Origin of the sequence: Flavobacterium akiainvivens (assembly GCF_001278115.1) — a bacterium.
Classification (GTDB): domain Bacteria; phylum Bacteroidota; class Bacteroidia; order Flavobacteriales; family Flavobacteriaceae; genus Flavobacterium; species Flavobacterium akiainvivens.
On record NZ_LIYD01000005.1, the window covers coordinates 1,543,419 to 1,567,334 of the forward strand.

Here is a 23,916-nt window from a genome sequence, read left to right on the forward strand (position 1 = left end):
TTAGTTAATATCAAAATTTAATTTACGATGAAGTTAGATAATCATCAAGGGGATTTGCATTCCCATAGCCCAAAAATACCCCTAAAATTTGTAATAGAAGGCAAAGAATATGAGACTTTTGACCAATACAGAACAGGGGCAGAATTAAAACAACTTGCTGGGATACCTTTAGATACCGAGTTGTTTTTATCAATTAGTAAACCTTATCAGGATGAGCTTATTGAAAATGAAAAGCAGGTAAATCTGGCTCGGCCAGAAACTGAATATTTCTTTGTAAAGAAAAAACTCCAGTTTTTCATTAACGACAAGCCTTTTACTTGGTATAAGCAATATATCAGAGGTGTTCAAATCAGAGAGCTGGGCAACATACCTGCGGAAGATGATATCTTCCTTGACATCAAGGAAGGCTGGCAAGACGATCAAATATTCGATGATGAAGTAGTTGATTTAGCTCGTCCGGGTAAAGAGAGATTCTTTTCTAAGCCAAGACCAACTGAAGTAACCATCATTGTCAATGCACGTCCGCACATATGGAAAGAAATAAACATTTCTTTTGAGCAATTGGTTGTTTTAGCCTTTGGATCATATGATAATAATCCAAACAAAGGTTATACAGTTACTTACAGTAGAGGTTGGGAACCTAAACCAGAAGGCACTATGGTTAAAGGTTCAGTTGTTCGTGTCAAAAATAAAATGATCTTCGATGTCACAGCAACTGATAAATCATAGTCCCGACCTTAAACGTCTAAGAGACGAAGGTTATGAGATCGAGGTACGTGGTGGATATTTACTTATCCATCATATACCCTTTGTTGATCAAAACAAAAATCTACAATACGGTATATTGGTAACTACATTACATGATATTCAAAACCATGTTATTTTTTTTATAGGAGATAATCCCTGTGAAATCGACGGCAACGTTATTACCGCTATTCAACATGGCAACAGTAATTCTGTATTAAACAATCAGATTACCGTAAATAGATCATTTTCTAATAAGCCTACTGGTGGATATCCTAACTATTACGAAAAGGTCAAGAGGTATGCAGATATCATTTCCGCTCCTGCCAAATATTTGTATCCGTCAGTTACGGAAAAGACTTTTAAGCTGATAGCAGACAGCTCTAATGAAACAGTATTCCAATACATTGATACTAATTCAAGCCGTGCTAACATAGAAGCTATTAATTCGAAATTGGAAAATCAGAAAATAGCAATTGTTGGTTTAGGAGGAACTGGAGCATATATTTTGGATATGGTGGCTAAAACACCGGTAAAGGAAATCCATCTTTTTGATGGGGATAGCTTTGACCAACACAATGCATTCCGTTCGCCTGGTGCTGCATCAATGAGTGACCTTGATGAAAATCCGAGAAAGGCTGCATATTATCAAAAGTTGTATTCTAACATGCACAAATACATTTATGTCCATGACTACTATGTGAAGAAAGAGAATCTATTAGAGTTAGATAAAATGGATTATGTATTTATATGTGTTGATAAAAATGCTGTCAGGAAGATGGTAACAGATTATTTGGCTAGCGCAGGTATTCCGTTTTCCGATGTAGGTTTGGGTGTGAATGTCGTTGATGACAAGCTTACGGGTGCTGTAAGAGTTACTTCTGCCACCCGTGACAAAAATGACCATTTACCTCTTCGTATTTTTTCAGAAGATTCCGATAATAATGAATATGCTACTAATATTCAAATTGCGGAATTGAATGCATTGAATGCAATTTTTGCTATCCTGAAATGGAAGAAGCTATCTGGAATTTATGTTGATTTGGAAAATGAGCATCATAGCTCATATGCTATTAGCACATCTAAAATTTTTAATGAAGATGTCGTTACAGCATAAGTTCGTTGAGTTCATTCCCGAGAAGGTTGAAGAAGGTATTTTATACGTCTCAATCGAATACTGCACTGCAATACATAAATGTGTATGTGGCTGTGGTAATGAAGTAGTGACTCCATTGTCTCCAACAGATTGGAAACTGACTTTTAATGGTAAAGCAGTTACGCTTCATCCCTCCATCGGCAATTGGAATTTTGAATGTCAGTCCCACTACTGGATAAAGAACAATAAAATTGAGTTTGCTGGTCGTTGGACAGAAAGGGAAATCAATTTAGGTAGAGAAAATGATCTAAAACATAAAATAGAATATTTTGAAGTGCCAGATATTTCAAAAGAAGAATCTGTTGTTCAAGAAATCCCTAAACCTACTATTTGGCAGAAAATCTCCAAACTCTTACGATTGTAGAACTTTAATTTTTATCTCTATAAAGCCGAAGGTAATTCTTCGGCTTTATTTATATATTGTCTTTAGGTTATCTAATACTAATTAAGGTTGTTTTCCAGCAATAATCTCGCATAGCTCCCCAAATTTCATTACCTCTTCATAACTATCTGTTGCGTGTAGAAAGGCAGGATTTTTCTGGTCTGATTTATTAATAATATCAATAAATAATTTCATATTTTCTAATTGTAAAGCTGAGAAAGAGTCGATATCTACTTTAATTTCTTCCATAGTGTGCGTATTCCTGTAATTGGTATATTTACCCATAAAACCAATGAAAATATCAGATAGCTGTGTCAATTGGCTATCCTGAGAATCAACAAAGGAATAGTTTTTAAACTCGACTCCCTTATCTAGCATTCTGTACTCTTTCAAAGCTTCTCGGATTGAATCTTCATTATCGAATATATGAGTTGATTTTTTGAAAGTGTAAATAGGTCTGAGATAAAAATGTGTCAGATCTCCTAACAGGACAAAATCTTTTTCATTCATAACAAAAGCTAATTCACCTTTCTTTTTAGACTCTTTCAATATCTGCCGTAACGATTCCAACCCAAAATGAAATTCTGGTATCGTAAGATATGGCTCAAAAAGATTGCTCAGTGCTTCTATGAAATTACCAATATTTTCAGGTTTAACATTAGGATATTCGAAACCATAAAAAAGCTGAATAACGGCATCTATTTCAAGACGACAGAGTTTGTACAGGTCATTCTTTAGTCGATTGTCAAATCCATGCCCCAATTGCATAGCCGCGTCAGAATTCATTATAGCAGAGTCTACGATATCAACTACTGACCAGTAAAGAATATTTAAGCTAGAATAGTGGACATAAAGATCGCTATCCTTTAGAAAGCGAAAGAAGAGGTTCAATTTCTGGGATTTTAGACAATCAAGAAAATCTCCAAATGCGATATGTTTGAATTTCACTTCCTTGGCTGTTTTCTGCAATCTAAAACTATCTATCAATGGCTGTACATCGGGTACTGCTCCTTGATGTAGAAGTCCTCCCAAAACGAAGTTTGCCGTAAAAGTATAATTGAAATCATTTTCTCTTACATAGAAGGTTTTGATATTATTGGTTTCATCATAATAGAATGTATATGGTGTTGTAAAATCTACCCTTGGATTTAGCAATCGGGCAAATTGATTAGCAGCCTCAATTTCGGCTATTTCAAAATCAATCATAGTGTTAGCTTATTAAAAATAAATATGTGGCTAAGTTATAAAAACGCCTCCTAATACTGCCACCCACAGCCAAACAATTCCTCTGACTGCCACTTTGTTATAACGCCCTGATTTCTGAAACACCTTTGTCCCGAAAGCTCGCATGGTGCGGGATTATAGTAACAAATTAATGTGTTTCAATTATGGAAAAACAGAGAAAAAAAGTTTTGCTGGCAGCCGTGGCTATGCTGTCAGGAATTGGTGCGTTCGCACAGGGAAACGGCTCGGCAGGTATAAACGAAGCTACCCAAATGGTAACTTCTTATTTCGACCCCGCTACCCAATTAATTTACGCCATCGGTGCGGTCGTTGGACTAATCGGAGGCGTTAAGGTGTATAACAAGTTCAGTTCGGGCGACCCCGACACGAGCAAGACTGCGGCAAGCTGGTTTGGTGCGTGTATCTTCTTAATCGTTGCGGCTACCATCCTGCGCTCATTCTTCCTTTAATCTTTTGCCTTATGAATAATTACAACATCAACAAAGGCATTGGACGGACGGTAGAATTTAAAGGGCTGAAAGCACAATACCTGTTCATTTTCGCTGGCGGACTGCTCGGTACGCTTATCCTCGTAATGATAATGTATATGGCTGGCGTAAACTCTTACGTCTGCCTGTTACTGGGCGCAGGCGGGGCTTCGCTCATTGTGTGGCAAACCTTTTCGCTGAACAGGAAGTACGGCGAACACGGGCTGATGAAAATTGCAGCCAATAAACGGCATCCCCGCTACATCATCTGCCGCAAGCCTGTACACCGCTATTTAAAATTCACTTCTAAACCGAATGCCCTATGAGACCATTTGGAGCATACCCCTAAAATTAAGGATTAATATGCTCCAGATAGCTTCATACCATTAAAAAACAAATATACACTAATGAAAAATGTCGCAAAGACCACCACACTGGAAAATAAATTTCCTTTGTTGGCAGTAGAAAACAATTGTATCCTTTCTAAAGATGCAGATATTACCGCCTGTTTTGAAGTGCGTTTGCCGGAACTGTTTACGGTAGCTTCTGCGGAATATGAAGCCATACATTCCGCTTGGCACAAAGCTATCAAGACTTTGCCGGATTTTACCGTAATCCACAAACAGGATTGGTACATCAAAGAAAGCTATGCTCCCGATTTGGCAAAAGAAGACCAGAGCTTTTTGGCGAAATCTTACCAACGTCATTTTAATGAGCGACCGTTCCTGAACCATTATTGTTACCTGTTCCTGACCAAAACCACTAAAGAAAGAATGCGAATGCAAAGCAACTTCAGTTCGCTTTGCAAAGGTACACTGATACCAAAGGAAATCAGGAACAAGGAAACGATACACCGCTTTATGGAGGCGGTCGCCCAGTTTGAGCGTATCTTGAACGATAGCGGCTTTGTAACCCTGAAACGACTGACCGAAGATGAAATTATCGGAACAGAAGATACACAGGGATTACTGGAACAGTACCTCACATTATCGAGGGGAGCAGGAACACCAATGCAGGACATCGCACTCGGAACCGAAGAGGTACGCATCGGCAACAAAAGGTTAAGCCTGCATACGCTTTCCGATACCGATGACCTGCCCGGAACGGTATCGGCAGATACCCGTTTTGAAAAGCTATCTACCGACCGTAGCGACTGCCGCCTGTCATTCGCCGCACCTGTGGGTTTGCTGTTAAGCTGCAACCACATCTACAATCAGTACATTTTCTTGGATAACAGCGAAGACAACCTGCAAAAGTTTGAGAAGTCCGCAAGGAATATGCACTCACTCGCAAGGTACAGCCGTGCCAATCAAATCAACAAAGAGTGGATAGAAAAGTACCTGAACGAAGCCCACAGCTTCGGGTTGTCCTCAATCCGTGCGCACTTCAACATTATAGCGTGGTCGGAAGACCCTACAGAACTGAAACAGTTAAAGAACGATTGCGGTAGTGCGTTGGCACTGATGGAATGTAAGCCACGCCACAACACGACGGACGTAGCCACGTTGTATTGGGCAGGAATGCCGGGCAATGCGGGCGACTTCCCCAGTGAGGAAAGTTTTTACACGTTCATTGAGCCAGCATTGTGCTTCTTTACAGAAGAAACCAACTACCACAATTCGCCCTCGCCGTTCGGTATCAAGATGGCTGACAGGCTTACAGGAAAACCTATCCATTTGGATATTTCCGACCTGCCTATGAAACGGGGTATCATCACGAACCGGAACAAGTTCATACTTGGTCCATCGGGTTCAGGTAAATCATTTTTCACAAACCATATGGTACGGCAGTATTACGAACAAGGCGCACACGTACTGTTGGTAGATACGGGTAACTCTTATCAGGGCTTATGCGAACTCATAAAAGGAAAGACCAAAGGCGAAGACGGTGTTTACTTCACTTATACAGAAGACAATCCCATTGCCTTTAATCCTTTCTATACCGATGACGGCGTGTTCGACATTGAAAAGCGGGAAAGTATCAAGACTTTGATACTGACCTTATGGAAGCGGGATGATGAACCGCCAACCCGTTCTGAAGAAGTTGCCCTTTCCAATGCTGTAAGCGGTTATATCGAACGTATCAAACAGGAAGATGTTTATCCGTCATTCAATGGTTTTTATGAGTATGTAAAAGGCGACTACCGCAAGGTATTGGAGGAAAAGCAGGTAAGGGAAAAAGACTTTGACATTGCCAATTTCCTGAACGTACTCGAACCCTATTACAAGGGCGGGGAATACGATTACTTGCTGAACTCAAACAAGCAGTTAGACCTGCTATCCAAACGCTTTATCGTGTTTGAAATTGATGCCATTAAAGACCATAAAATCCTCTTTCCCATAGTGACCCTCATCATTATGGAGGTCTTTATCAACAAGATGCGGAGGCTCAAAGGTATTCGCAAGCTCATCCTGATTGAAGAGGCTTGGGTGCGACGAGAAGTTGCATAAGTGATTGTCTAGCGAAGACTAGACCTGCTGTTTCGTCAGCAGTAACCTACCGACACATGCATTAGCAGTAATGGTTTTGTGTGAAGCTGTCGGGACAATGAAGCCCTTTCGGATGAAGGAGCATGAGCCGTGAGGTTCGGCGACAATCCCTAGTATCATGGGATTGGGGCGCTAGGTTTGAATGGTATGGCTAATATATGTGAACTGTCGATTGAACCATCGTAACTTCCAGGTAGCCAAAGATACTGATAGGCTCGGCCCAAAATGGGATGTAGTCGGTTACCCCTCTCCAAGCATGGGCGTACACGAACAAAGCACTACCGGTGGATAGACAGAGCCTAACCCATTCATTTCGTCACTTATGTAGAACTCGGTAAGCCCGTATCGTTCCTGTTAGGTCAGGGAATCAAACCGCAAGGTGCGACGATAACATGCGGGTATAGGAATGCGGAGAAAGCGAACGCCATCCTGTAATGGGATGGATAGGGGTTTAAACGTTACCCTACGCGAAAGCGGGCAGACTTCCGCAAGGTGGTTTATTACAATTAACTAAAGAACTTTCAAAGGAGGAAAGGCAAATGAACGTATTAAGAAATGAAGCGTGTGCATCTTCCGACCAAGTTGGCAATTGGAACAGTCTCGACTGGAACAGGTGCGAAACAGAGGTCAGAAAGCTGCAAGTGCGTATTGTAAAAGCTCAGAAAGAGTGCAGACACAACAAGGTGAAAGCCTTGCAGTGGATGCTTACTCATTCGTTTTACGCCAAAGCTATGGCTGTAAAGCGGGTAACCTCTAACAAAGGTAAAAACACGGCTGGAGTTGACCACGTATTGTGGAGTTCTCCAGAAGCCAAAATTCGGGCGATAACTGAATTGAAAAGAAGAGGTTATAAACCTCAACCGCTAAAACGGGTACATATTACCAAGAAGAATGGAAAGCTACGCCCATTGGGCATACCGACCATGAAGGACAGGGCAATGCAGGCATTATATCTGATGGCTTTGGAACCAGTCTCCGAAACCATAGCCGATAACGATTCTTACGGTTTCCGTAAGACAAGGAATACGGCGGATGCAGTCCAGCAATGCTACATCACCCTTGCGAAAGGAATGTCGCCTGAATGGGTGCTGGAAGCTGATATTAAAGGTTGCTTTGACCACATTAGCCACGATTGGCTGCTAAATCATATCCCGATGGACAAGTCCATGTTAAGGAAATGGTTGAAATGTGGGTTTGTTTTCAACAAAGAACTTTTTATGACGGACGAAGGCACACCGCAGGGAGGAATCATTTCGCCAACACTTGCTAATATGGCTTTGGATGGTATGCAGGCCATGCTTGCTAAAATGTTCAGGACACGCCACACGACTAAGCTCGGGAAAAGCGTGACTACCTTTTCTAAGGTACATCTGATTCGTTACGCCGATGACTTTATTATCACCGGCAAGACTAAAGAGCAGCTGGAAAACGAAGTTCTTCCGCTAATCAAGGAGTTTTTAGCAGAAAGGGGCTTAAACCTTTCGGCAGAGAAAACCAAGATTACGCATATAGAAGAAGGTTTCGACTTCCTAGGTTGCAATATCAGAAAGTACAAGGGCAAATTCCTGACAAAACCATCGAAGGATAATGTGAAAAAGCTTTATGAGAAAGTTAAAGGCATCATTGAAGCCAACAAAACGAGTACACAGAAAAGTCTCATCAGATTATTGAATCCTGTAATATCAGGTTGGGCAAACCACTTCAAGTACACTTCAGCGTCGGAAACTTTCAGGTATGTAGATTACCTGATTTATCGTAAACTATGGGCTTGGGCGCTTAGGCGACACCCAAAGAAAGGAAGGTGGTTTATTTCCACCAAGTATTTCCGTACGATTGGCAAGAGAAACTGGTGTTTTGCAGTGGATACTAACGACAAGGGCAAGGCGGAAGTCATGTCGCTGAAACGTGCGTACGCAACCAAAATCGTCAGACATGTCAAAATCAAAAAGGAAGCGAATCCTTTCGATCCCGAATGGAACGATTACTTCAAAAAAAGGGAAACATATAAGATGTTCCTGAAACTTGACAGTAAACGAACCGTACTGTTTATGTGGTTTAGGCAAAACCGTGTGTGTCCACTATGTGGCGAGAAAATCGATAGCGATAGTGCATGGAACACTACCAATCTTAGGATTAATGGTCAAGTCCAACGAACGCTTGTTCACGATTCTTGTCACAGAAGGGACATACAACTAAAGTTGAGGTTATCATGAGCTGGCTTCTAAATAGAAGTTTTAAACTGCTTGAGCCGTATGAGGGGAAACTCTCACGTACGGTTCTTAGGGGGGAAAGCGGGAGAAATCCCGCTGACCTACCCGACAAAGCAATAGCCAAAGAGGGAATGGCGGAATACATCAAGTACCTGTTTAAGACCGTCCGCAAATTCTTCGGAGAAGCGATTGTCGTAACGCAAGAGGTCGATGATATTATCCAGTCGCCCATTGTGAAAGAAAGTATCATCAATAACTCCGACTGTAAAATCCTGCTTGACCAACGCAAGTATATGAACAAGTTTGATGACATACAGGCGATGTTGGGGCTTACGGATAAAGAAAAAGGGCAGGTACTTTCCATCAATATGAACAACGATGCAAGCCGACTTTACAAAGAGGTTTGGATTGGCTTAGGTGGTACGCACTCGGCAGTCTATGCCACCGAAGTTAGTTTGGAGGAATACCTCGCTTACACGACCGAAGAAACCGAAAAAATGGAAGTAATGCAGCTTGCTTCCGAATTGGACGGTAATGTAGAACTCGCCATTAAACATATCGCAATGCAAAGGCGGGACAAAGCAAATCAATAGTCATTAACATTTTAAAATTCAGAACAATGAAAAAAGTATTGTATCTGGTGTGTACGGCACTGATGCTCGCCGTAGCACCGTCAGCAAAAGCCCAGTGGGTTGTAACCGACCCCGCAAATTTGGCTTCAGGGATTATCAACTCTGCGAACGAAATCATACAGACTTCTTCGACCGTGAGCAATGTGATAAAGAACTTCAACGAAGTAAAGAAAGTGTACGACCAGGGCAAGGAATATTATGACAAGCTGAAAGCTATCAACAACCTTGTGAAAGATGCCCGTAAGGTGCAACAAACGGTATTGTTGGTAGGCGACGTGTCCGAAATGTACGTGCAGAATTTTGGTAAGATGATGAACGACCCAAATTTTACCCCACAGGAATTGGTCGCTATCGGTAACGGTTATTCGGCACTACTCAATGAAAGTACCGAACTGCTGAAAGAATTGAAGCAGATTATAACCGCCACAGACCTTTCGCTGAATGACAAAGAGCGTATGGATATTATCGACCGTGTGTACAAAGAAGTTAAGGATTACCACAGCCTTGTACGCTACTATACCAATAAGAACATTTCTGTAAGCTATCTAAGAGCGAAAAAGAAAAACGATGCCCAAAGAGTGCTTGAACTCTACGGAACTGCTAACCAAAAATACTGGTAAACTATGGAATGGGATAATCTTCACGAACTCCTGCGGTCGCTTTATGATGATATGATGCCGCTTGCAGGCGATATGGCGGCAGTAGCTAAGGGTTTGGCGGGATTGGGAGCATTGTTCTATGTGGCATTAAAGGTTTGGCAGGCTTTAAGCCGTGCCGAACCTATTGATATGTTCCCTTTACTGCGCCCGTTCGCTCTAGGGCTTTGCATAATGTTCTTCCCGACCATCGTTTTGGGAACCATCAATGCGGTATTAAGCCCGGTGGTGGTAGGAACCCACCAAATACTCGAAGACCAGGTGCTTGACCTGAACAAGCTGCAACAACAGAAAGACCAGTTGGAATACGAGGCAATGGTCAGGAACCCCGAAACCGCCTATATGGTATCAGACGAAGAGTTTGATAAGAAACTGGACGAACTAGGTTGGTCGCCCTCCGACATTGGCACAATGGCGGGTATGTATATGGACAGGCAAGCCTACAAGATAGAGAATGCCATAAAGGATTGGTTTCGCAATCTACTGGAAATACTCTTTCAGGCGGCGGCTTTGGTCATTGATACCATACGAACGTTTTTCCTGATAGTCCTCTCCATACTCGGACCAATTGCCTTTGCAATTTCCGTATGGGATGGCTTTCAGTCCACGCTCACGCAATGGCTCACGAGGTACGTCAGCGTTTACCTGTGGCTTCCCGTTTCGGATTTGTTCAGCTCAATGTTGGCAAGAATACAATCCCTCATTTTAGAACGGGATATAGCAATGCTTGCCGACCCCACCTATATACCTGATACGAGCAATACCGTGTACATCATCTTTATGATTATCGGCATCATCGGGTACTTCACTATCCCTACGGTAACAGGTTGGGTAATCCAAGCCGGAGGCGCAGGAAACTTTACCCGCAATGTAAACTCCACAGCAATGAAAGCCGGAAACATCGCCGGAGCAGGCGCAGGCTCAACAGTTGGAAACATCGGCGGTAAACTGATGAATAAATAAACATTAATCATTCTAAAAAATGGAATTTAAAACGCTAAGAAATATCGAAAACAGCTTTAGGCAGATAAGATTATATGCCATTGTGTTTGCGGTTCTCTGCATTGGCGTGGTAGGTTACGCCGTATGGCGTTCCTACCGCTTTGCAGAAGACCAACGCCAAAAAATCTATGTACTGGATAATGGCAAATCCCTGATGCTTGCCTTGTCGCAGGATGCAAGCATCAACCGCCCGGTTGAGGCAAGGGAACACGTCAGGAGATTTCACGAACTGTTCTTTACGCTTGCCCCCGACAAGAACGCTATTGAAAGCAATATGAGCAGGGCATTTAACCTCGCCGATAAAAGTGCCTTTGATTACTACAAAGACTTGTCGGAAAAGGGCTATTACAGCCGTATCATTTCGGGGAACGTACAGCAACGTATAGAAGTAGATAGTGTCGTGTGCAATTTCGACAACTACCCTTATGCGGTACGTACCTATGCCAAACAGTTCATTATCCGGTCAAGCAATGTAACCAGGCGTAACCTGATTACTTCCTGCTATCTCGTCAACTCCGTTCGTTCCGACAACAATCCGCAGGGCTTCAATATTGAAAAATTTGCAGTTGTGGAAAATAAGGATATAGAGGTCATCGAACGCTAAAAAACAATCTTATGGAAGCATTATCAGATTTAAGCACGTTCGCAAAAATCCTTACCGACAAAGGATATAACGGGTATTTCCATACGCAGGGTGCGTATGCAGGAAAGCTGAAAGACAGCATCAGCGAATACCTTGAAAGCTGCCAAAAGGGTACGGATAATTTGCCCAAACAAGACTTGCTGCTGACAGGCTACCTGCAATGGTCGGGCGATGACAAGCCCCGTGTAGAATGCAGTATGTGGGTAAAATACCTGAATGGCAAATTTTCATTGAGCCGTATGGAGGTAGCCAAGAAAGACGGCTTCGGGCAACTGCTCAAAAAATCGGAACTGGCAAACCTGTCCGTAATGTCCGCACCAAAATTAACGGAAGCGGTCGCACTGGTCAACGATGCGCCGAAGCAAAAGGCGGGTAAAAGCCCCAAACGTTTCAAGCTATAACACAGAAACAGTAAGGCTATGAAAAAATTAAGAGCAAATATGGACAGGTACTTTGACAAGTTGGACGAACGTTGGCGGGCATTGCCCTTGCGCAAGCAGCACCAATATACGCTGTACTTCTTTGTGGGTTACCTGCTGCTTACCGTAGCGGTGGTTGGCAAAGTAATGTACGATACCTCAAAGTCCGGTAACGATATGGTCATTGAGCATATCGAAAACCCTGTCCTCAAAAGTAAAAACCCTGCAAGGTTGCAGGATAGTGTATCAACAATTTTAAAAAATCAGATTTATGAAAGAAAATGAAAAAAGGGTCAGCTTTCTGGTTGAGGGAGAAGACCATAACACAGCATCAAATCTGCCCGATAATAAAAAGAGCAATAAGGATAAGCTCAAAAAGCCAATCATATTCCTTTTGATGGGCGTGGTATTTCTCGGCTGTATGTACCTCATATTTAAACCGTCGAAAGATAAAAAGGCGGTCGAAAATATCGGGCTGAACGATGCCGTGCCACAGGCTACCGGAGCAGGAATGCCCGATGATAAAAGCAAGGCGTATGAGCAGGAAATGCTCGAACGCAAAGACCAGGAAAAGCGCAATGCACTGACTACGCTTTCTGATTATTGGAATACGGAAGACAGTGCATCTGTTGTAAGTGAAGAAGGTTTACCTGAAGAAGATGAGGAAAGCAACGGCTTTGGCGGTGGTGGCAGAAATTCGGGAAGAAACCGCAATTCTGCGCTAAACAGCTACCGTAATGCACAAAGCACATTGGGTTCATTTTATAATAATGACAATGCCGAAACAATGGAACTGCGCAAGCAGGTGAACGAACTGAAAGCAAAGTTGTCGGAAAAAGATGTGCCACCTGTGGCCACCGTTGACGACCAACTCAAATTAATGGAGAAATCCTATGAAATGGCAGCAAAGTATCTTCCGCAAAACAACAATACCGGAAACGCTGCACCTGCCAATGGTGCAACTACGGGGGCTGCGGGCGCAAACCAAAAAGAGCAATTTGTATCGTTCACACCAACAAGAAATAACATTGTATCAGCCTTGTACCGTGAACCGTCGGACAGTGCCTTTGCAGCCGATTGGAGCCAGACAAAAAACCGTGGGTTCTATACCGCAGGTTCTACTGAAGAAGTGGTACAACCTAAAAACAGTATCAAAGCCTGTGTACACGATGCCCAAACGGTCATTGGCGAAATGGGAGTAAGACTGCGATTGTTAGAGCCTGCCCAAACGCCTCAGCGTACCATTCCAAAGGGAACGATTGTAACAGCCAACGCTAAATTTCAGGGAGGTCGATTACAGCTAAAAGTTACCTCCATAGAACTGGAGGGTAACATCATTCCGGTAGATATTACCATTTACGATTTGGACGGACAGCAAGGCTTGTACGTTCCGTATTCGCCGGAAATGAACGCCCTTACCGAAATGGTGGGCAATATGAGCCAGACAGGTGGAACCAGTGTAATGCTCACGCAGAATGCCGGGCAGCAGGTAGCCGCAGACCTAAGCCGTGGCGTGGTACAGGGAATTTCTGGCTATTTCGCCAAAAAAGTACGAACGCCAAAGGTTACGCTGAAAGCGGGCTATCAGGTCTTCCTTGTATCTAAAAAATAATGTTCAACTCAAATAAATAAAACAATGAAACCTGTCCCGTCCAGCGGAAGACGATTCATTACCATTTAAAATAAATATTAACGACAATGAAAAATCATTTAAAAACCTTTTGGGCTATTGCCCTGATATTCGGCTTTGTCGCACAATCTTATGCACAGGACAGTGCAACTGCAAAAACACCGCTTGCATTGGGCAAGATAGAACCGTACCGTATGGAAGTTACCTACGATAAAACGTCGCACCTGATTTTCCCGACCGCCATTCGTTACGTGGATTTGGGCAGCGAATACCTGATTGCTGGGAAAGCTGAAGATGCTGAAAACGTATTGCGTGTAAAAGCATCTGTAAGGGACTTTGAGCCTGAAACGAATTTTTCCGTTATAACGAATGACGGGCGTTTTTACAGCTTTAATGTGTATTACAGTTCCTACCCGGAAGCATTGAGTTATGACCTGCTCACTATGCAAAAAGCGGTTGACAGAACCAACGGTAACGATGTGCTTTTTGAAGAACTGGGCAACAATTCGCCATCACTGGCAGGCTTGCTACTGGAAACCATTTACAAGAAAGATAAGCGCATTGTAAAGCATATCGGGGCTAAGAGTTTCGGCATTCAGTTTATCCTGAAAGGGATTTACATACACAACGGCAAATACTATTTCCATACGGAATTGAGAAACCGTACCAATGTGCCTTTCGAGATTGATTTTATTAATTTCAAAGTGGTGGATAAGAAAGTCGCCAAACGCACCGTAGTCCAGGAACGCCCTTTAACGCCTTTAAGAACTTACAAGCCATTGGACGGCATTGCCGGAAAATCGACCGAACAAAACGTGTTCCTGTTAGACCAGTTTACCATTGCCGATGACAAGGTGTTGCTGATTGAGATTTTTGAGAAAAACGGCGGCAGGCATCAAACATTACAGGTTGAAAATTCCGATTTAATCAAAGCCCGTTTGATTAACGATATGCACCTGAAATTTTAATAACCCTTTAAAGCAATAATATGCAAAAGTATATCTACACCGTGATGCTCATAATCTTGGGCATCACTACCAGCCAGGCACAACGGATGTTGCCTAAACAAAAAGGATTGGAAGTAAATGTTGGTGTATTATCCGATGATAAAATCGGGAATGATTATTACATCAATATCGGTATGACCGTGAATGGCAAAAACGGAAACTACCAGCTTTGGGCGTTGGAATATTCCCATCAATACCACGATTATAAAGACCTGCGCATACCGCAGGAAACCTATTCCGCAGAGGGCGGTTACAGCTTCTTCTTGTTGGGCGATGCCCGTAAGAACATCACGCTGAATTTCGCCGTAACGGGTGTGGTCGGTTACGAAACCATTAACCGGGGCCAAGCGATGTTGTACGATGGAGCGAGAATATTGAGTAAGGACAACTTCATCTATGGAGCTGGCGGACGGCTCACATTTGAAACCTACCTGTCCGACCGATTTGTGTTAGTCGTGCAAGGGCGGACAAAGGTTTTATGGGGGACAGACTTAGAACAGTTCCGGCCGTCCGCAGGTGTGGGATTAAGGTTTAACTTTTAAAACAGAAAAAAATGATAGCATTATTCAATAAATTCAGAATAGGATTACTGCCGATTTATGTATTGCTGGCAATCCTCACAGCTTCGGTTTCTTTGGTATCTTGTAGCAAATATGATGAACTCGAAATACAGAACGATTTTCCTTTCGAGGTTAACGTGATGCCAGTACCCAAAGATGTTGCCAACGGACAGACGGTAGAAATACGTATTACCATACAGCGTACAGGCAATTACAGCAACACGCAATATTTTCTCCGTTACTTCCAGTTTGATGGACAGGGAACATTGCAATACTACAATGAACCGCCGTATCAGCCCAATGACCTGTACCAATTACCAACAGAACAGTTCCGGCTGTATTACACATCAACTTCGGCTGTATCTCAATCTTTTGAAGTTTGGGTTTCGGACAGTTTTGGAAATGAAAAACAGTTAAGCTTTCAGTTTAACAGTCGTGATTAACTATAGTAAAAAGAGGTTGTAATTATTCAACCTCTTTATTTTGTCTAATTACATTAACCATATTCATATTGAAGACAGAAAGTTTATCCGTACCAAGGATCGAGAAAAATTCGACATCTGCATTCTCAATAGCTACTAATGCTTCTTGCAGAACTTTCGCACCTTCATCGGTCAATTTTATTACCTTGGCCCTTGTATCGGTTTTATGTTCGTGCCGGCTAATAAATTTCTTTTCCTCCAGTGTTCTCAGTACTTTGGAAACCATCATCCTGTCTGCATTTCCCTGATTAGCAATATCTACCTGTGTTACGTTATCGTTTTCTCTGTAAAGCCATCCTAATGCAGCCAAAAGAACAAATTGTGTCTGTGTCAGGTTTAATGGGTCTAAGACCTTTTTCTGTTTCCGTTGCCATAGTAAAGTTAACTGTCCTAATAGATATCCTGGGCTTTCTTCCGGGCTTTTAAACTGAAATTCTATTTTTTTTATCATATTAATTTTGAAGCATTTTTGATGAAATTAAATCAAAATCATGTTGGTTGATTTCAAGAATTCCAAAGCGGAATGGGTATCCCCAACTTTCTTTGTTTTGTATAAAATCTAAATCATTGATTAAAGGAATAATTGAGGTGTCTTTACTTTCAAAAAAATCAATATTGCGTCTAGATGGACAAAAATCTTCTGAAACCTGATACAGATATATTTCATTGTCTATCACTTTTCCAATTGCTGTAAACTCTTGACAGCTTTCTGGTTTTCCAAGTGTCATTTTGCCCGAATAAAATAGCAAAAAATCATCTTTTCGCATTCGCTTTAATGGAGCAAATTTTCCGTGACAGGACTGTGCAATCCCCTGTTCCATAGCCGATTTTACGTGGTCTTTTGAAGCCACAATTATCCAATATTTTGGCTCTCTAATTGACATTATTGATATGTTTCTTGTAAGAAATCTGATAATGGAGTAGTATTTCTTCTTAGGACAGTCTGCAAATCATTTGATTTTTGATCAAACTCTCCATTTGCAATAGCTACGCTAAAGGTCGTTAGGATTTCAATTGCATGTTGCGGCACACCAAATTTACTCAGTTGAACCTTGAATTCGTCTACCTCCGGAGAAATGTATTTAATTGGTTCGTTCAAAATTCCTGATAATTGCTCAGCTACTTCTGCAAAAGTAATTTGTTCACTACCGTTAAACGTCAGTACTTTACTGATGTAATTTATGGGATTCAAAAGTATATTTGCTGCTGCTTCTGCTAAATCATTTTTGGGTACAAAAGATGCTAATCCGTTTGCTGCAGGCAGATAAATCATTTTGGATCTTAGCAATTGATATTTATCGCCAATCATCATTTCTATTACTTCAGCATATAAATTATGTTTCAAAATAGTGTAATTAACTCCCGAATTTTTAAGTGCTATTTCAGTCTTCAAATGAGATTCCACTAGTGCAGCCAATTGAGAAGCAGCGCCTTCGTCTTTCCACATAGAACTTGTATATACAATGTGTTTTACGCCAACTTTTGTTGCGGCATCCACTACATTTTTATGAAGTTGGGCTCTTAGATTATCGTCTCCACCAGAAATAAAATAGATAATATCAATTCCTTTAAAGGCGTTTTCTAAACTTGCTACATCAGCATAATCGCCAACTTTTAATTCGATGCCTTCTTTTGCATATTGCTTTGCTAGTTCGGCATTCTCGTCTCTTACAAACGCAACGATATTTTCTCTTGCTGTTTTTTCTTTCAACTGGTTGATAACTTTGCTTCCTAAGCTACCTCTAGCTCCTGTTACTAATAATTTCATTGTTGTGATATTATTTTTCGTTTAAAAAAGTAAGTTTATAGCCATCAATGTCTTTTACGTGAAATGCTCTACCAAAAGGAGTTTCAATGATAGGAAGCACATCCGTTAAACCGTTCGCAATAAGTTTTTCTCTTAGCTCGTCTACATTTTCATCTACAGCAAACCAAAGGGCAACACCAATTCCTAATTCACGGCCTTCAATCGGTTCAAGTGGTGTGCGGATCGCAAAGCTAGCCTGTCCTTTGTTATAGGTAAAAATGCAAGCTTGTGGATTAGCATTGTCTATTTCAAAGCTTAATTTTTGGGTGTAAAATTCTTTTGAAGCCTCAAGATTACTCACTTGTAATGAGGCGAATGTTAATTGTTTCATTTTATTTAAATTTTGTAGTCGCAAATATAATATATGTGACAACAAAATAAAAACATTTTTCCCTTTTTTTTCTAAGAAAAGCAGATATGGTAGTTTAACGTACTATAGTAATGTATTTACATATGTCACTAAACGGCCAAATACTACCTCCCAAAGCCAAACCCTGCAACATTCCCCAACGCAGCACTAAGCCTTTATAAATTCGACTTCCACAGCAAAATTGAGCAAACAATGGAAGTAATCGCAATACAAAAGTCCATACTGGAGGGAATGAAAAGTGAGCTAAAAGCGCTTTTGGAACTGACCGAAAATGCCACACAGAAATACACACCCATTTTTGCACAAGAGCAATGGCTCGATAACCAGGAAGTGTGTTTGATGATGAACATTACCAAGCGGACTTTGCAGACGTATAAGGACAAAGGGTTATTGCCCTATTCCCGACTGAACCGTAAGAATTATTATAAACGCTCGGATGTGCAGGCTTTGCTCGAAGCCGGACAGCCGTACAATACTGCCGAAAATGGATTTATTCACGAATGACAATGACGAAATCATTGCCCATCAGGAAATGATAGAACAGCTAAGAAGCCGTATCGAAAGCATACTGAAAAACTACCGCCCTGTAATGAACGGCGAAATTTACCTTTCGGGTGAAGATGTGTGCAAGATGCTCCATATCAGCAAACGCACTTTACAGCAATATCGTGATGATAATATCCTACCGTACATACAGATAGGGGGTAAAATAATTTACAGGGAAAGTGATATTCTAAAAGTTCTGGAACAGAATTACGTTAAAATAAGCTCTATCAGTGGTGGTGCCTGAATTTTCTCCGCAAGGAATAATACCTGAACAATAAACGGTCATACCACAACGCAAAAAGCAATAACCCTACGGAAAGCAAAAGTGTTTTTAATTCAAAATACGGATAAACAAACCCTCCGATGATACAGCCCGCAAAGAAACAGCCAATTATAGCCAGTTTTAAGCGGATACTTTTTCCAAGCTGTTCAGTTTCGGACTGGCCTTTATAGAAGAAAAGCTGGGATAATTCGATGCCAAGATCAGTAAATAGGCCCGTAAGATGCGTTGTTCTGACAACGGATTGCGATACACGGCTTACCAGTGCATTTTGTAATCCCATTGAAAAAAGTAGGGCAGATGATGAAAGAATTGAGGGCAGCGTATATTCTTTACTCACAAAAAGGGATGACAGGCCGACCGCAAGCAATATCGAAATCTCAATACAGATAGGCACGATGTAGGAGGTTTGAGATTTACGCTTTGCAGCCCATTCCATCAGCAGGCTTGAAACAAAAGCACCAAATAGAAAGAACAGTATATAAAAGAGATAAGCTAGAGCCATCCCGTATTTTTTTAAAACAAGTTCCTCAGAGAAATAAGCAAAGTGTCCTGTTACATTAGTGGTAAGCACATTCAACTTCAAAACCCCTGTTATATTTACTATCCCTGCTACGCCTGATAAAATAGATGCTAATTTAAGATTGTGGGAATATGTTCGCCCTTTTCCCTTGTGTCTGAACATTTCATTTTCTTTTTATACAAATTTACAAAACCGATTTTGCCTTTTACCCACAATTGGATATAACAGACAACATTTGTACATTTGCAATGTAAAATATTAAAAATCTTAAAGTGTTTTTGCTTTAAGTCTTGGTACTGAAAACTGGTAATTTTTAAGACAACAAGACGATAAGTAGGAACGCTCACGCTATAGGCGTGGGCGCTCGCTTATTCGTTGTCGGGTATACCAGTGCCTCAGTATCGGTAAGTGTAGTGGCCTGCGCCTTCTTTTTGTGCAGGGCTACATCAACACAAAAAAGGTATGATATGGAAACTGGTACTGCACAAAAAACAATCTCTCTGTCTTTTATTAACGATAAAAGCCCGATAACCGATAGCATCTGTAAAGATCTCGCTGCATCTGGAATGGAAATCCTATCTCGGTCAGAAAGTATTGAGGATGGACTATCTCAATTGTCTTCATTGAATAAACTTCCCAAAATCTGTATTATTGATTTGGATTTTTACGACCGGAATGTGCTGGCGCAGCTTCACATATTAAAAACAGAATATCCTTCAATAAAACTGATTGCCCATAGTGATATTGATGACGAGAAAGTTGGGAAATCTCTTTTGGATATTGGTTTTTCAAGTTATCTGCTGCTTGGTAGCGATGTGGAGGATTTTAAGAAAGCTATCTTCAGTGCTTAATACTATATTTCATCCTCATCATCTCCATACCAACTTGAAGTATCCACATCGTAGTCATCAACCTCAAACTTAGTGGACGGAAAATCCTCTTCAATTTGATAGCGTATCTTCGTTTCAAAAGGAAATGTTTCTGGCAAGTCTAATCCATCACCTTCACGTCTTTCTTTATTAGAGCCATATTCAAGAATCACATGTAAATCTCCAAAGACGTCCACTACTATTTCATATTCATTGATTTCAGAAATATGATATTTTGATACCTCAGTATATTCCAATGAATGATGCGGTGCAAGCTGATCAACATTCTCAAAAAAATTAGTTACAACGGATGATATCATATGCTCTTCAATATGCCCATCGAGGAACTGTTTAAGATCCTCACGATAGTTTTCAATTGTTTCTACTAAACTAATAAAAGCGTTAAGTACATCTTGGCTCATACGTTCAACTTCAGCATCGCTAATATTGAACACCTCAGGATTAATATGGGTGTACTTGCTTAAGGTATTGATTGTTTCCTTTAGCTCTCTTATCATGTCTTTGAGTTCGTCAACATCAAATCCCCAACCATCTAAAAGAGTGTCATCTATTCCACCTTGGACTGCGTATTTAATTCTTTGGTTTCTTGTAGGTTTTTCGTCTGTAGTTTCGGGGCTAAACCAAACACAATTTCTCACACGTTCTTCCGGAGCAAGGTTATGTAAAAAATGCCTTGACAATTCCCTTATAGAATATGCAAAATTATTAAAGCGAAGTTTGTTTGTTCGATCATTTAAGCTAGCAAGTGAAGCTTCAAATAAATCCAACTCAAATTGGTTGGATAGTAATTGTTTTATTTTTTCGGCTTTTTCCATAATCTCTACATATAAAAGCTGTATTTAAGCTGCATACTATCTTCTTGGTTCAAATATTTTAATATTTCTCCGACATTTCTCGCACATTCAATTGTAATAGGCATCTGCCTATCAAATTGAGTATTGTTCCAGTTCATTTTGGTTAATGCAAGGATTTCATTACAAATGATATTTGGAGATTCATCGTGTTGTGCTAATTTTATTTCGATGGCTCGTGGGATATATCTGCCTGGATACGTTTCGTAGTACGGTACAGATCCTCTTGTATATAATAAGTGCTGTTTATCACTCATAGCGAAATGTGTTCCCCTCATCGGCGGATAATTTCCATTCCTGTATAATCTTAAATCAGATGTTTGTATAGAAACTAAGTCAACTTGATTTATATGCAAATCGCGAGCTGCTTGGGTAAACCCGTAAACTTCATCTTCACTGAAGTTAGAGGTCTTATGGATTACCAGTCTTTTCGGAAATATTTTTACAGCTTCATAATATTCAGTTAGGGACTGCTTTAGAAGATTGTATGCTTGTTCTTCACTAAGGTGCGGTGTCCTATCGTTTTTTTTCAAAGAAATTTCCTCACCTCTTAAAATCACTCCTTTCCCCAATTCATTAAATATTTGGGCAATACTTGTTTGCGTTGAACTTCTATCTCTACTTTTGAAGAAGCTAATACCTGCATAACAAGTAGTTTCAGCAGAGTCTTTTCTAATCAATGCCCAAGGCGTTCCTGAAGCTTTATAGTACAATGCTGTAAAAAAATTCCAAGCAACCGTTGCAGGGTCTTGCATTTCTTTAGTTGGTTTCGCAACTCTATCCCTGATGATTTGAATAGGCACATTATATTGCATTGCCTTTGCTTTAAGATTTCTCCTGAAATTCTGTTCTTTTGAAGAAACCTCATCTTCATCAAAATCACGTTCAGGAACTTCAGTATCTTCTTCATCTTCACCAGAAGCTTTTGCCTTTGCTTCGGTAATATGTTTCATTAAATTTTCAGGCAAAGCGCAAAGAATTACATCCGGTTTTTTATTCTTAGATAAGAATTTGATTTCAGCTAAATAAAGTTCTGTAATTTCCGCAATTATCATTTCCAGGGAATTGCCTTTCTTGACGATTTTCTCTAAATCAGAGTTATTTAACTTTCTTAGGTATGTATCATCGTAATTGATCTCACACTTAAAGCCTATATTTTTATTGAAACCACAAAAGTTTAAAAAGAGGTCGGGATGTGGGGTTTTACTTTGTTTACCATCAATATGAGTTTTGCATGATTCTATCCATTCTAAAACAGCATCAACACTATCAGATTTTCCAACTACACCGATGGTGATTTTTTCAGGTCTAACTTGATCAATATCAAATGGATTAAAATTGTAAATACCGCTTTTAGGGCAAATATGATGTCCTAAGCCAAATTGTAATGATGGTTCTTCTATATATCTTAATTTCATTGATCAGAAAAAATTGAGTTGGTTAATTCGTTATCAAGGCTTATTTCCGTTGGAGTAAACTCAGATGTTTCTTCAACGATTTTAACTGGTATCCATTTTTGCTCATCTAAGCTGGGAGATAAACTTAGTGGTTCATTTTTTGACGACTGCAGGTATGGATATTCAGTAACAAAAAGGTCTGTATAAGATAAATAGTATGCGAAGAATCTAAAGTAATTGTAAACAGAATTATTGTTCTCAAGTCTTTTTATCCCTGCCATATATGCTGATTCAAATCGACTTTCCCTATATCCGCCCGGATTGGTGAAGCTCCATGTCGGATTTATGACCAAATACCAATCTATTTCAAAATTCAAAAAAGATGCTTTGAAAGCTAAGTGTCTATAACAGATTATGTGCCCCTCCTTCTTATTTGTCATTTCGAATATTACTGTCTTGGTAGACTCTTTTTTTCCCTTCCATCTAATTTGCTTTGCTTTAGGAGGTCTTGAATTGGCAAATCTGAAAATTCCTCTTGGGGGAAAGAATTCTATTCCTTTATAATAGCAAAGTTGAATAAGAGATTTTCTTAAAAGGTTTTTGAATACCCTGTTGCTTGCTTCATCTTGTTCGTAGAAGTCTTTACAATCCAAAGTAGTTATTGTACCGGCATCTATAATTTTTCTCAGCGGTTCGTTGTTTTTAGATAAATCCCGAAAACTATAAATGCATTTTTCATATAAAATCCAGTCTTCAAAATATACTTTATTCTGTTTTAAAGCCTTTTTGACCAGTGTGTTTGGCTTCAATTTTTTCACTTTCCTTTTTCCAATACTCTCCAAATAATCGTTTAGATTTTCGAGGATAGCTTCTTCATCAATAAACAACTCTGCTTTATACAAGACCTTCGAAAATGATATTTTGACCATGTTAGGCGAGATATCTTCTGGCTCGTTATTCAAGTATCCATTTTCAAACTTAAGCTTGCGCTGTTCAATCTGTATATCCGAAAACTCATGCTCGTATAATTTAGAAATCGCTTGGATTTTGGGGGTTGAGCTTATAGCATTTATTTTCTGAAGAATAACGTCCTTGTCTATAATATGGTCACTTGAGTCAAATCCAAAACCCTCTGGTATCGCATCTTGCAGTTTTGCATCATTGTATTGCGGCTTCTTTTCTGTAAGAAGATATAAGTAGAGGACATCAAACTCATTTTGTAGGTCATATTTTGAGAATGTTTCGAGGGTAGTCCTAATTTTATCAAGAGAAGATGTTGACGTAATTTGAAAAGCCACCCTATTCTTAAAGTCGGCCAGATCAATTGCTGGAAAATTTTTCTTTTTTGTAGAGTTAAGATTTTCAAGCTCTAACCCGAAAACCTCATTTAATAACGGCACCAAAAAATTCTCCGCATGGATATTAATATGATAATTTCCTATTGCATTAAACCCTTCCACTTCGTAGACAAATCTCGCTGCACAAGTATTTATCTTGTTGATGTATTCAATCCTATTCAATTTTTGAA

At 40.3% G+C, this 23,916-nt stretch carries 27 protein-coding genes and 2 pseudogenes; 20 read left to right on the top strand and 9 right to left on the bottom strand.

Features of this window, described 5'->3' with window-relative positions; genetic code table 11:
• The first annotated feature begins 27 nt into the window (after positions 1-27).
• Genes AM279_RS06840 through AM279_RS06850 form a run of 3 tightly spaced genes read left to right on the top strand, consistent with a single transcriptional unit; the run spans position 28 to position 2,264 of the window.
• The gene (locus AM279_RS06840) at positions 28-729 is read left to right on the top strand and encodes a multiubiquitin domain-containing protein (protein ID WP_054406998.1); all 702 of its coding nucleotides are present in this window, start codon (positions 28-30) and stop codon (positions 727-729) included.
• Positions 704-1,861: a ThiF family adenylyltransferase gene (locus AM279_RS06845; protein ID WP_054406999.1), complete on the top strand. Its 1,158-nt coding sequence runs from the start codon at positions 704-706 to the stop codon at positions 1,859-1,861. Before AM279_RS06840 ends, AM279_RS06845 begins: the two co-directional genes overlap by 26 nt.
• A complete protein-coding gene (locus AM279_RS06850) occupies positions 1,845-2,264 on the top strand; it encodes a DUF6527 family protein (RefSeq protein WP_201782539.1) in 420 nt (139 codons plus the stop codon). Before AM279_RS06845 ends, AM279_RS06850 begins: the two co-directional genes overlap by 17 nt.
• 81 nt (positions 2,265-2,345) lie before the next feature.
• Here AM279_RS06850 and AM279_RS06855 read toward each other — a convergent pair whose 3' ends face one another.
• Positions 2,346-3,488, bottom strand: coding sequence for a DUF3800 domain-containing protein (locus AM279_RS06855; protein ID WP_054407003.1), 1,143 nt, complete (start codon positions 3,486-3,488; stop codon positions 2,346-2,348).
• Between the two features lie 182 nt (positions 3,489-3,670).
• On the opposite strand from AM279_RS06855, the gene AM279_RS06860 reads away from it, so the two are divergent.
• The 14 genes and pseudogenes from AM279_RS06860 to AM279_RS06925 all read left to right on the top strand — a co-directional run bounded on the left by AM279_RS06860 (position 3,671) and on the right by AM279_RS06925 (position 15,685).
• Positions 3,671-3,976, top strand: a complete 306-nt coding sequence (locus AM279_RS06860; RefSeq protein ID WP_002979435.1) for a DUF4134 domain-containing protein — start codon at positions 3,671-3,673, stop codon at positions 3,974-3,976.
• Between the two features lie 11 nt (positions 3,977-3,987).
• Positions 3,988-4,320 (top strand): DUF4133 domain-containing protein, encoded by a 333-nt coding sequence (locus tag AM279_RS06865; protein WP_054407005.1) that lies wholly within the window; start codon positions 3,988-3,990, stop codon positions 4,318-4,320.
• An 81-nt stretch (positions 4,321-4,401) separates the two neighbouring features.
• Positions 4,402-6,423: pseudogene (locus AM279_RS06870) on the top strand (TraG family conjugative transposon ATPase); the annotation flags it as partial.
• A 599-nt stretch (positions 6,424-7,022) separates the two neighbouring features.
• The gene (gene ltrA / locus AM279_RS06875) at positions 7,023-8,696 is read left to right on the top strand and encodes a group II intron reverse transcriptase/maturase (protein ID WP_054407007.1); all 1,674 of its coding nucleotides are present in this window, start codon (positions 7,023-7,025) and stop codon (positions 8,694-8,696) included.
• 107 nt (positions 8,697-8,803) lie between these two features.
• Positions 8,804-9,286, top strand: a pseudogene (locus tag AM279_RS06880) (TraG family conjugative transposon ATPase); the annotation flags it as partial.
• A gap of 26 nt (positions 9,287-9,312) precedes the next feature.
• A complete protein-coding gene (locus AM279_RS06885) occupies positions 9,313-9,945 on the top strand; it encodes a DUF4141 domain-containing protein (protein WP_024566596.1) in 633 nt (210 codons plus the stop codon).
• A 3-nt stretch (positions 9,946-9,948) separates the two neighbouring features.
• Positions 9,949-10,944, top strand: a complete 996-nt coding sequence (gene traJ / locus AM279_RS06890; protein ID WP_054407010.1) for a conjugative transposon protein TraJ — start codon at positions 9,949-9,951, stop codon at positions 10,942-10,944.
• 19 nt (positions 10,945-10,963) lie between these two features.
• Positions 10,964-11,587: a conjugative transposon protein TraK gene (traK, locus tag AM279_RS06895; RefSeq protein ID WP_054407012.1), complete on the top strand. Its 624-nt coding sequence runs from the start codon at positions 10,964-10,966 to the stop codon at positions 11,585-11,587.
• 11 nt (positions 11,588-11,598) lie between these two features.
• The gene (locus tag AM279_RS06900; RefSeq protein WP_054407014.1) at positions 11,599-12,027 is read left to right on the top strand and encodes a hypothetical protein; all 429 of its coding nucleotides are present in this window, start codon (positions 11,599-11,601) and stop codon (positions 12,025-12,027) included.
• Between the two features lie 18 nt (positions 12,028-12,045).
• Complete coding sequence (locus tag AM279_RS06905) at positions 12,046-12,330, top strand: hypothetical protein (protein WP_054407016.1); 285 nt, start codon at positions 12,046-12,048, stop codon at positions 12,328-12,330.
• Entirely contained in the window at positions 12,317-13,657 is a 1,341-nt protein-coding gene (gene traM / locus AM279_RS06910; RefSeq protein WP_054407018.1) for a conjugative transposon protein TraM, read from the top strand. Before AM279_RS06905 ends, traM begins: the two co-directional genes overlap by 14 nt.
• Positions 13,658-13,743: 86 nt before the next feature.
• Entirely contained in the window at positions 13,744-14,643 is a 900-nt protein-coding gene (traN, locus tag AM279_RS06915) for a conjugative transposon protein TraN (protein WP_054407019.1), read from the top strand.
• Between the two features lie 20 nt (positions 14,644-14,663).
• Positions 14,664-15,224 (top strand): conjugal transfer protein TraO, encoded by a 561-nt coding sequence (locus AM279_RS06920; RefSeq protein ID WP_054407021.1) that lies wholly within the window; start codon positions 14,664-14,666, stop codon positions 15,222-15,224.
• Between the two features lie 11 nt (positions 15,225-15,235).
• On the top strand, positions 15,236-15,685 hold the full coding sequence (locus AM279_RS06925) for a DUF3872 domain-containing protein (protein WP_054407023.1): 450 nt from the start codon (positions 15,236-15,238) through the stop codon (positions 15,683-15,685).
• Between the two features lie 22 nt (positions 15,686-15,707).
• On the opposite strand, the gene AM279_RS06930 is transcribed toward AM279_RS06925, so the two are convergent.
• The 4 genes from AM279_RS06930 to AM279_RS06945 are packed head-to-tail and all read right to left on the bottom strand — an operon-like array spanning position 15,708 to position 17,862.
• Positions 15,708-16,175, bottom strand: coding sequence for a MarR family winged helix-turn-helix transcriptional regulator (locus tag AM279_RS06930; RefSeq protein ID WP_054407025.1), 468 nt, complete (start codon positions 16,173-16,175; stop codon positions 15,708-15,710).
• Between the two features lies 1 nt (position 16,176).
• Positions 16,177-16,608 (bottom strand): EVE domain-containing protein, encoded by a 432-nt coding sequence (locus AM279_RS06935; protein ID WP_054407027.1) that lies wholly within the window; start codon positions 16,606-16,608, stop codon positions 16,177-16,179.
• Positions 16,608-17,492 carry an SDR family oxidoreductase gene (locus AM279_RS06940; RefSeq protein ID WP_054407028.1) on the bottom strand — a complete coding sequence of 295 codons (885 nt, stop codon included), beginning with the start codon at positions 17,490-17,492 and terminating at the stop codon, positions 16,608-16,610. The genes AM279_RS06935 and AM279_RS06940 overlap by 1 nt, the downstream gene beginning before the upstream one ends.
• Positions 17,493-17,502: 10 nt before the next feature.
• Positions 17,503-17,862, bottom strand: coding sequence for a VOC family protein (locus AM279_RS06945; protein ID WP_054407030.1), 360 nt, complete (start codon positions 17,860-17,862; stop codon positions 17,503-17,505).
• A 231-nt stretch (positions 17,863-18,093) separates the two neighbouring features.
• Here AM279_RS06945 and AM279_RS06950 point away from each other — a divergent pair, with 231 nt between their 5' ends.
• The gene (locus AM279_RS06950; protein WP_054407032.1) at positions 18,094-18,405 is read left to right on the top strand and encodes a helix-turn-helix domain-containing protein; all 312 of its coding nucleotides are present in this window, start codon (positions 18,094-18,096) and stop codon (positions 18,403-18,405) included.
• A 28-nt stretch (positions 18,406-18,433) separates the two neighbouring features.
• A complete protein-coding gene (locus tag AM279_RS06955; RefSeq protein ID WP_449403935.1) occupies positions 18,434-18,691 on the top strand; it encodes a helix-turn-helix domain-containing protein in 258 nt (85 codons plus the stop codon).
• Here AM279_RS06955 and AM279_RS06960 read toward each other — a convergent pair.
• Entirely contained in the window at positions 18,675-19,412 is a 738-nt protein-coding gene (locus tag AM279_RS06960) for a YoaK family protein (RefSeq protein ID WP_054407036.1), read from the bottom strand. The two genes, AM279_RS06955 and AM279_RS06960, sit on opposite strands and share 17 nt — an antisense overlap.
• Before the next feature lie 305 nt (positions 19,413-19,717).
• Here AM279_RS06960 and AM279_RS06965 point away from each other — a divergent pair, with 305 nt between their 5' ends.
• Positions 19,718-20,101, top strand: a complete 384-nt coding sequence (locus tag AM279_RS06965; RefSeq protein WP_054407038.1) for a response regulator — start codon at positions 19,718-19,720, stop codon at positions 20,099-20,101.
• 2 nt (positions 20,102-20,103) lie between these two features.
• On the opposite strand, the gene AM279_RS06970 is transcribed toward AM279_RS06965, so the two are convergent.
• Genes AM279_RS06970 through AM279_RS06980 form a run of 3 tightly spaced genes read right to left on the bottom strand, consistent with a single transcriptional unit; the run spans position 20,104 to position 23,908 of the window.
• Entirely contained in the window at positions 20,104-20,955 is an 852-nt protein-coding gene (locus AM279_RS06970) for a pPIWI-associating nuclease domain-containing protein (RefSeq protein WP_054407040.1), read from the bottom strand.
• A 5-nt stretch (positions 20,956-20,960) separates the two neighbouring features.
• On the bottom strand, positions 20,961-22,409 hold the full coding sequence (locus tag AM279_RS06975) for an argonaute/piwi family protein (protein WP_054407042.1): 1,449 nt from the start codon (positions 22,407-22,409) through the stop codon (positions 20,961-20,963).
• Positions 22,406-23,908 (bottom strand): SMEK domain-containing protein, encoded by a 1,503-nt coding sequence (locus tag AM279_RS06980; protein WP_054407044.1) that lies wholly within the window; start codon positions 23,906-23,908, stop codon positions 22,406-22,408. The genes AM279_RS06975 and AM279_RS06980 overlap by 4 nt, the downstream gene beginning before the upstream one ends.
• Positions 23,909-23,916 lie beyond the last annotated feature (8 nt).

Coding starts and splice junctions, on each gene's coding strand:
- AM279_RS06865 (WP_054407005.1), top strand. CDS start 3,988: ATGAATAATTACAACATCAACAAAGGCATTGGACGGACGGTAGAATTT.
- AM279_RS06885 (WP_024566596.1), top strand. CDS start 9,313: ATGAAAAAAGTATTGTATCTGGTGTGTACGGCACTGATGCTCGCCGTA.
- traN (WP_054407019.1), top strand. CDS start 13,744: ATGAAAAATCATTTAAAAACCTTTTGGGCTATTGCCCTGATATTCGGC.
- AM279_RS06855 (WP_054407003.1), bottom strand. CDS start 3,488: ATGATTGATTTTGAAATAGCCGAAATTGAGGCTGCTAATCAATTTGCC.
- AM279_RS06845 (WP_054406999.1), top strand. CDS start 704: ATGTCACAGCAACTGATAAATCATAGTCCCGACCTTAAACGTCTAAGA.
- AM279_RS06920 (WP_054407021.1), top strand. CDS start 14,664: ATGCAAAAGTATATCTACACCGTGATGCTCATAATCTTGGGCATCACT.
- AM279_RS06850 (WP_201782539.1), top strand. CDS start 1,845: ATGTCGTTACAGCATAAGTTCGTTGAGTTCATTCCCGAGAAGGTTGAA.
- AM279_RS06970 (WP_054407040.1), bottom strand. CDS start 20,955: ATGGAAAAAGCCGAAAAAATAAAACAATTACTATCCAACCAATTTGAG.
- AM279_RS06950 (WP_054407032.1), top strand. CDS start 18,094: ATGGAAGTAATCGCAATACAAAAGTCCATACTGGAGGGAATGAAAAGT.
- AM279_RS06945 (WP_054407030.1), bottom strand. CDS start 17,862: ATGAAACAATTAACATTCGCCTCATTACAAGTGAGTAATCTTGAGGCT.
- AM279_RS06860 (WP_002979435.1), top strand. CDS start 3,671: ATGGAAAAACAGAGAAAAAAAGTTTTGCTGGCAGCCGTGGCTATGCTG.
- AM279_RS06900 (WP_054407014.1), top strand. CDS start 11,599: ATGGAAGCATTATCAGATTTAAGCACGTTCGCAAAAATCCTTACCGAC.
- AM279_RS06960 (WP_054407036.1), bottom strand. CDS start 19,412: ATGTTCAGACACAAGGGAAAAGGGCGAACATATTCCCACAATCTTAAA.
- AM279_RS06975 (WP_054407042.1), bottom strand. CDS start 22,409: ATGAAATTAAGATATATAGAAGAACCATCATTACAATTTGGCTTAGGA.
- traM (WP_054407018.1), top strand. CDS start 12,317: ATGAAAGAAAATGAAAAAAGGGTCAGCTTTCTGGTTGAGGGAGAAGAC.
- ltrA (WP_054407007.1), top strand. CDS start 7,023: ATGAACGTATTAAGAAATGAAGCGTGTGCATCTTCCGACCAAGTTGGC.
- AM279_RS06955 (WP_449403935.1), top strand. CDS start 18,434: ATGATAGAACAGCTAAGAAGCCGTATCGAAAGCATACTGAAAAACTAC.
- AM279_RS06905 (WP_054407016.1), top strand. CDS start 12,046: ATGAAAAAATTAAGAGCAAATATGGACAGGTACTTTGACAAGTTGGAC.
- traK (WP_054407012.1), top strand. CDS start 10,964: ATGGAATTTAAAACGCTAAGAAATATCGAAAACAGCTTTAGGCAGATA.
- traJ (WP_054407010.1), top strand. CDS start 9,949: ATGGAATGGGATAATCTTCACGAACTCCTGCGGTCGCTTTATGATGAT.
- AM279_RS06965 (WP_054407038.1), top strand. CDS start 19,718: ATGGAAACTGGTACTGCACAAAAAACAATCTCTCTGTCTTTTATTAAC.
- AM279_RS06935 (WP_054407027.1), bottom strand. CDS start 16,608: ATGTCAATTAGAGAGCCAAAATATTGGATAATTGTGGCTTCAAAAGAC.
- AM279_RS06930 (WP_054407025.1), bottom strand. CDS start 16,175: ATGATAAAAAAAATAGAATTTCAGTTTAAAAGCCCGGAAGAAAGCCCA.
- AM279_RS06840 (WP_054406998.1), top strand. CDS start 28: ATGAAGTTAGATAATCATCAAGGGGATTTGCATTCCCATAGCCCAAAA.
- AM279_RS06925 (WP_054407023.1), top strand. CDS start 15,236: ATGATAGCATTATTCAATAAATTCAGAATAGGATTACTGCCGATTTAT.
- AM279_RS06940 (WP_054407028.1), bottom strand. CDS start 17,492: ATGAAATTATTAGTAACAGGAGCTAGAGGTAGCTTAGGAAGCAAAGTT.